The organism is Fulvivirga sp. AWR4_260 (assembly GCF_056158185.1).
This window is the reverse complement of sequence record NZ_JBSWSU010000001.1, coordinates 486,443-493,041: the sequence shown is the minus strand read 5'-3', so window position 1 is coordinate 493,041 and position 6,599 is coordinate 486,443. Positions and strand designations below refer to the sequence as shown.

Sequence of the window (6,599 nt, the reverse complement as noted above, 5' to 3'; positions counted from 1 at the left end):
AGAGAATGAAGACAATAATGTTTCCCGGTCAGGGATCTCAATACAAAGGAATGGGTAAAGATTTGTTTAAAATTTTTACTAAAGAAACACAACTGGCTTCAGAAATATTGGGGTACGATATTGTAGAGCTTTGTGTAGAAGATCCTAAAAAGCAATTGGGTAAAACTAATTTTACTCAGCCCGCACTATATGTGGTAAATGCTTTTGGCTATATGAAACAGTATGGCAGCACTAACCCTGACTATCTAATAGGCCATAGTTTGGGTGAGTACAATGCATTGCTAGCGGCAGGTGCATTTGATTTTGAAACAGGATTGAGGTTAGTGCAGAAGAGAGGTGAGCTTATGGCTGCAGCCTCTGGTGGAGGTATGGCTGCGGTACTCGGTTTAGAAACAGATGCTTTGAAAGCTAAGCTGAAAGAACCTAAGTATGCAGGTATTGATGTGGCCAATTTTAATACGCCTACTCAAATAGTAATAGCGGGTAAACAAGCAGATATAGATACTATTTTCAATGATTTTAGTGATGAAGGCATTAAGATTATACCATTATTTGTTAGTGCACCATTTCATAGCCGTTATATGAAACCTGCTGCAGATGAATTTGCAGGCTTCTTAGATCAGTTTTCATTTTCTCCTTTAAAGACACCTGTAATTTCTAATGTTACGGCTCGTCCTTATGAAAATGACCGCATCAAACAGTTATTAAGCACTCAAATTGATAGTAGTGTGCAGTGGGTAGATACTGTTCGTTTTCTTATGGGCAAAAATGTATCCGAATTTGAAGAGGTAGGCAGTGCCATATTAACTAAAATGGTCTCTTCTATTAAAGAAACGTGCTCGCCTATTGTAGAAGCTGCGCCTGTGAAGGAGCCAGCTCCAGCTCCGGTAACTCCTACTAATGGCGTAGCTGTGGAAGGTAAATCTGGCCTGAGTACCAAGTTGGGGAGTCATGAATTCAAGAAAGATTATGGAATCAAATATACCTATCTGGCAGGAGCTATGTACCGAGGCATAGCCTCTAAAGAGCTCGTAGTGAAAATGGGGAAAGCAGGTATGTTAGGTTTCTTAGGTACTGGTGGAATGTCCCTTACTCAGATAGAAGAGAATATTAAGCATATACAATCAAGCCTAACGGGCGGAGAAGCTTATGGCATGAACTTGTTACATAACCTCCATGACTCTAATTTTGAAATGGAAACGGCTAAGCTTTTCGTTCAGTATGGAGTGAAAAATATCGAGGCATCAGCATTTATGCAAATAACACCAGCTTTGGTTTACTATAGGCTAAAAGGTTTGGCTAAAGCAGCTGATGGCAGTGTCGTGTGTAATAATAAAATTTTAGCCAAGGTATCACGCCCAGAAGTAGCAGAGGCATTTATGAGACCTGCTCCTGAAAGGTTAGTAAAAAGGCTTTTAGATGATGGTCTTGTTACTCAAGAGCAAGCTGAATTGGCTAAAAAAGTGCCAGTAAGTTACGATATCTGTGTTGAAGCGGACTCAGGAGGGCACACCAATAGAGGTGTAGCTTTTGTGCTATTACCATCCATTCAAAGGTTAAGAAAAGATTTATCAGCAGAGTATAGCTTCCCTAAGCCTATAAGAGTGGGACTTGCGGGCGGAATAGGTACACCACAGGCAGCAAGTTGTGCATATATGATGGGCGCTGATTTTATTTTAACAGGCTCTATTAACCAGTGTACTGTAGAAGCAGGCACTAGCGATGCCGTTAAAGACCTTTTACAAGCCATTAATGTACAAGATACTGATTATGCACCTGCTGGAGATATGTTTGAAATAGGAGCTAAAGTTCAGGTGTTGAAAAAAGGGGTGCTATTCCCTGTTAGGGCTAACAAATTATATGAGTTATATAAACAATATAATTCGTTGGAAGAGTTGCCTGAAAAGACCGTAAAGCAGTTGGAGAAAAATTACTTTAAAAAAACTATTCAGGAAGTTTGGGAAGACACAAAAAAATACTTTAGTAATAATGGAATGCAGGCCGAACTGACCAAGGCTGAGGCTAACCCCAAAGCAAAAATGGGATTAGTTTTTAGGTGGTACTTTGGTTATAGTAATAAACTTGCTTTTGATGGTGCTATGGAAAATAAAGTGGATTTTCAAGTGCATACCGGACCAGCATTAGGGGCATTTAACCAATGGGTGAAAGGTACTGAATTAGAAAATTGGAGAAATAGAAATGTGGATGCCATCGGAATAAAAATGATGGAAGAAACGGCACTTCTGATGGAAGATTCTCTTTCATTGGTGAACGATTAGTGACGCCTAGGCGCCAATTTATGGGTAGATGGAGTGAATTCATTATTGTTTAACACTCCACTACCCTGTTTTTTATTCATAAATATTTATGATCTAAGGCTATAATGAAGTGATTTTTAGGTAAAATAAATATTCTTATATTTATATTTTAAAGCCTAAGCATATGATATCCTTAAAAACCTCCACTTTAGTTTTCCTCACATTTTTATACTCTTCTATCTTGTGGGCTCAGCAAGAGCCAGTAGAGATAATGATAGTGGGCTCAGATCACCTCTCTAACTTATACAAAGAGGGCTACCCAAATACAGACGCACTGTCTACTGAAAATCAGAAGTTACTAGAGGACTTTTCGGCCATGATTAGTGACTTTAAACCCGATATGGTAGGGATAGAAACGCTACCTAAAGATCAACAAGAAGTGGATAGCCTTTACCAACTATATGTTAAAAATAAGTTAGATGTGAGCCAGCTGCAGTATCCTAGAAGTGAAAAATATCAAATCGCTTTTAGGGTAGGTGAAAAGAATAAATTGCATCATATTACGTGTGTAAACTACAAAGGAGGTACTTCTCAAAGTATTTTAGATAATGGTGATAACATTGAAATATATGAAGATAAAACCAAGAAACTCCACCAAAAAGTAGGTGAGGTTTATGGAGCACTTAGAAGTGGTAAAATGAATCTCAAAGAATTTTTAATACTGCTCAACCAGCCAGAAATATACAATTTAGTATATCAACTTAGATATATGACTCCTGCGAGAGTAACCAACGGTACCTTTACTAACCCTGATGAAATGGTAGATAATGAATTTGTAGACCCTAAATATATTGGAGCAGAGTTAATTTCTGTATTCAAAAACAGAGATTATAAAATCTATTCTAACATTGTTACCAATCAACTCCAGCATAATTACAGGCGAATTTTAATCATTATCGGAGCTGGACATATTGGCTCACTAAAAAGTATTTTTAGGGATGATCCAGAGTTTGAATTGGTAGATACTAATACCTATCTAAAGCCAAAAATGATTAAGTAATATATAATTAGAGGCAGGCAAGCCTCTTTTTTATTAACCTTAGCTGATCTGCTTCTCTTCCAAAGGCTGACATCACTTGCATAGATTGTGATTTGGACGATTTTGGCAGGTTATATTTCACAAATGTGGCGCTAGTGCCAGATGGGCCTAAGTCTATATAAAAACAAGGGCCTATACTTTCCATAGTTTCTACTGATTTTTCAAAGTTGGTGTATTGGCTTACTGCATTTTTGAAATGGTCAGTAGCCAGCGTGTTGAGTATAGCACCGTCTACTCCTGAAATAAAAGTGCATTTTGGAGGACATAAATCTTCACTAAGCGCCATATAATAATCGAAGGGTGCAAATGCATCATTTACTAATGGGGAGTGAAAGGGGTGGTTAACATCAAGTCTTAAATAATGTATGCCTTCGTTGGTGAGCTCTTTTTCAAGATTATCTAAGTGCTCAGGTATTCCGCTTACAGTAAAATGTTTATCGAAATTATCAGAAGCTAAATAAATATTATGCTTTTCGTAAATGGACTGAAGATCGTGGCGTTTTCTGTTTAGTACAGCCATCATACCACCCTGTGGGGCATATGTTACTATACTTTTAGCCTGTTCTATGGCTGCTACTATGGCTGTTTCTTCGCCCCACACACCAGCAGAATAGGCTGCAGCAAATTCTCCCAAACTGTTGCCTGATACCATGTCTGGTTGAATACCTTCATTTTTTAATACTTTATCCATAGCTATTTCCATAGCCACAATGGCCGGATGGGTGATAAGTAAGTCATCAAACTTTTCACCTTTCTTATGGTATAATTCATCAATTAGCGAGCGGTGAAGTATCTTCTCTATCAACGCATGGCTATTTTCTATACTGCCTTTAAATACTGGGTTTTCATCATAAAGCTTTTTACCCATACCTCTGTATTGGCTGCCTTGTCCCGAAAAAAGAAATGTTATCTTCATACCCATTTGTATTTGTGCAAAATCTATGACTGGGCTACTGAAAATGTTAGTAACTTGCCATTTTGAAATGCGCCTATCGTTAATTTAAGGCTGCAAAATAACAATAGTTAGCATCAATTTGAAGTCATTGTGCTTTATAATAAGCCTGATAATTGAACATGAGTAATATCACGAAAGGAAAATTTCTTGTTAAAAGGAAAGAAGGCAATTTCAATATTGCTTTTTCCAGAGTACATGGAACACTTCATGAGCTACAAAGCCGATTTTTAAACCATTTACATGTATTAGAAAATCATCAGTTCAATAATTATAAATTTGATAGAAGAAAATTAAGTTTTCTGCAAGGGCGATTAGCAGCTAAGCATGCTTTAAGTGTACTGTTGCCTGAGCAGGCATTTGTTGATTTTTATATCAAATCAGGAGTGTTTCATTTTCCTGTAGTGAAAGGCGTAAAAGACCAAAATATACAGGTTAGTATTAGCCATACAGATAAAAATGGTGTAGCACTGGCATTTGATGAAGAGCATCCTATGGCTATTGACATAGAGGAGATTGATATTGAAAAAATCAGTCATGTGAAAGAGTATATTACCGAGGCGGAAAATGGGTTATTTACATTGGCAGATGCTCAAGCATTTACTCTGCTTTGGACTATAAAAGAAAGCCTGTCAAAAGTGCTGCGCACGGGGCTTACTTTAGACCTTAAGCTGCTAGAGGTGAAAAAGGTAGAAGCAAAAAACGGATTGTATATCTCTTATTTCAAGAATTTTACTCAATATAAAGCAGTCAGTAAAGTGTATGCTGAGCGAGTATGTACCGTAGTGATGCCCAAAAATTCAGAACCAGTTTTTGGTAATTTTTGGGATGTGCTTACCGTTTGATAAATTGCATCCTTCTCTAAATTAGTTAATTAATTACTCTAAAATTTTATGGAAGTAAAAACCTTCAGTGTTTCCAATAAATCTATCATTAATAAATGTTACTTGGTGCAAAACCACAATGCGGGTATTTTAATAGATCCGGCATGGGATTATGCCATGATTGATGCTTTTTTGAAAGACAACAGGATATTTATTGAAGCTATTTTACTTACACATGGGCACGGAGATCATACAGACTTAGCAGATCAGTTTGCTAAGCTGCACAACGTACCTGTTTACATGAGTGAAACTGAAATAAAAATTTCAGGCTTTACTTGTGCTAATCTTGAGGCTTTTAGTGATTGGCAACCTTTGGAAACTGCAAATTTTGAAATTAATACCATACCTACCCCAGGGCATACGCTGGGCAGTGTTTGTTATGAAATAGAAGGTAATTTATTTACAGGAGATACTATTTTTATAGAGGGAGTAGGTATTTGTAGTAGAGAGAATGCCGAAAGATTGTTTGACAGCGTTATTTATTTGAAACAAAATGTAAGTCAAGATACTATCATTTGGCCAGGGCATAAGTTTGGAGATGATGTGGGTAAGCCATTTGGCCATGTGCTGAGAAATAATATTTACTTTCAGTTTGATAAGGTGTCTCATTTTGTGGATTTCCGCATGCGAAAGAGCAGGCCTGACCCATTTCAGTTTAAAGAATAAATAAACCTTGATTCTACCATCTGGGATTTTCATTCTTGGCAGAATCAAGGCTCATTGATTATAAGGTTAGAATATTTCTTTTTTGTCTAATATTTTACCGTTCTCATCAAACTTAATAACGAAAGCCGAAGGGTTGCTATTACTATCATTGTCATCGTCATACTCCTCATCTTCATCATTCATGTACACTTCTTCTGGCTGAAGCTGCACCAGATACACTTTTTGATTTTTAGCGTTGGTTTGTAATTGTATAGAGGTGATCTCTGACCCAAGATAATGTTCCCCAATTTTGTCGGCAATTTTAGCAGGCAAATCCTCTTCTTCTAATGTTGTAGCTGTGTAGAGCCATGCCCCATTTTTATCAAAACTTGCTGTTTGCTCTTGATCATTATAATAGAAATTGGCCACATAGTTTTTGTTATCATCATCTTGCCCCCACTCCACATCTTGAGCTTTGGCAAATTTAGTTTTGAATGTTTGCTGCACTTTAGAGGGTACTTTTGGTCCTTGACCAAACACCGTTAAGGAGGCAAATACTAGTAATGTAATTGATAATATTGATTTCATTATTTTTTCTTTTTTGACTGTTTGGGTGTTATTAGGTTTTTTTCTTCACATATGACTGAAGAGCCATCAACGAGTACATTTTCATTGTTTACTATAGACAAAAACATCTTCTTTGTTTTCTTCATAGCTTCGATATTTTGGATATGACGTGAGGGTAAATACAAAGTCACATC

At 37.0% G+C, this 6,599-nt stretch carries 7 protein-coding genes; 4 read left to right on the top strand and 3 right to left on the bottom strand.

Annotation, left to right across the window (positions count from 1 at the left end):
- The first annotated feature begins 5 nt into the window (after positions 1–5).
- Both fabD and ACXACQ_RS02280 read left to right on the top strand, forming a co-directional pair.
- The gene (gene fabD, locus ACXACQ_RS02285) at positions 6–2,279 is read left to right on the top strand and encodes an ACP S-malonyltransferase (RefSeq protein ID WP_474974301.1); all 2,274 of its coding nucleotides are present in this window, start codon (positions 6–8) and stop codon (positions 2,277–2,279) included.
- Between the two features lie 163 nt (positions 2,280–2,442).
- Complete coding sequence (locus tag ACXACQ_RS02280) at positions 2,443–3,318, top strand: DUF5694 domain-containing protein (RefSeq protein WP_474974300.1); 876 nt, start codon at positions 2,443–2,445, stop codon at positions 3,316–3,318.
- 7 nt (positions 3,319–3,325) lie between these two features.
- Here the strand turns inward: ACXACQ_RS02280 and ACXACQ_RS02275 are convergent, their stop codons facing one another.
- Positions 3,326–4,273 (bottom strand): acyltransferase domain-containing protein, encoded by a 948-nt coding sequence (locus ACXACQ_RS02275; protein ID WP_474974299.1) that lies wholly within the window; start codon positions 4,271–4,273, stop codon positions 3,326–3,328.
- 158 nt (positions 4,274–4,431) lie between these two features.
- On the opposite strand from ACXACQ_RS02275, the gene ACXACQ_RS02270 reads away from it, so the two are divergent.
- Both ACXACQ_RS02270 and ACXACQ_RS02265 read left to right on the top strand, forming a co-directional pair.
- Complete coding sequence (locus ACXACQ_RS02270; protein ID WP_474974298.1) at positions 4,432–5,154, top strand: 4'-phosphopantetheinyl transferase family protein; 723 nt, start codon at positions 4,432–4,434, stop codon at positions 5,152–5,154.
- 48 nt (positions 5,155–5,202) lie between these two features.
- Positions 5,203–5,859 carry an MBL fold metallo-hydrolase gene (locus ACXACQ_RS02265; RefSeq protein ID WP_474974297.1) on the top strand — a complete coding sequence of 219 codons (657 nt, stop codon included), beginning with the start codon at positions 5,203–5,205 and terminating at the stop codon, positions 5,857–5,859.
- Positions 5,860–5,925: 66 nt separating this feature from the next.
- On the opposite strand, the gene ACXACQ_RS02260 is transcribed toward ACXACQ_RS02265, so the two are convergent.
- Entirely contained in the window at positions 5,926–6,426 is a 501-nt protein-coding gene (locus ACXACQ_RS02260; protein ID WP_474974296.1) for a PepSY-like domain-containing protein, read from the bottom strand.
- A complete protein-coding gene (locus ACXACQ_RS02255; RefSeq protein WP_474974295.1) occupies positions 6,426–6,551 on the bottom strand; it encodes a hypothetical protein in 126 nt (41 codons plus the stop codon). Before ACXACQ_RS02255 ends, ACXACQ_RS02260 begins: the two co-directional genes overlap by 1 nt.
- Positions 6,552–6,599 lie beyond the last annotated feature (48 nt).

What these genes read in the sequence shown, in the direction of transcription:
- ACXACQ_RS02255 (WP_474974295.1), bottom strand. Translation starts at nt 6,551, where the DNA reads ATGAAGAAAACAAAGAAGATGTTTTTGTCTATAGTAAACAATGAAAAT.
- ACXACQ_RS02280 (WP_474974300.1), top strand. Translation starts at nt 2,443, where the DNA reads ATGATATCCTTAAAAACCTCCACTTTAGTTTTCCTCACATTTTTATAC.
- fabD (WP_474974301.1), top strand. Translation starts at nt 6, where the DNA reads ATGAAGACAATAATGTTTCCCGGTCAGGGATCTCAATACAAAGGAATG.
- ACXACQ_RS02275 (WP_474974299.1), bottom strand. Translation starts at nt 4,273, where the DNA reads ATGAAGATAACATTTCTTTTTTCGGGACAAGGCAGCCAATACAGAGGT.
- ACXACQ_RS02265 (WP_474974297.1), top strand. Translation starts at nt 5,203, where the DNA reads ATGGAAGTAAAAACCTTCAGTGTTTCCAATAAATCTATCATTAATAAA.
- ACXACQ_RS02270 (WP_474974298.1), top strand. Translation starts at nt 4,432, where the DNA reads ATGAGTAATATCACGAAAGGAAAATTTCTTGTTAAAAGGAAAGAAGGC.
- ACXACQ_RS02260 (WP_474974296.1), bottom strand. Translation starts at nt 6,426, where the DNA reads ATGAAATCAATATTATCAATTACATTACTAGTATTTGCCTCCTTAACG.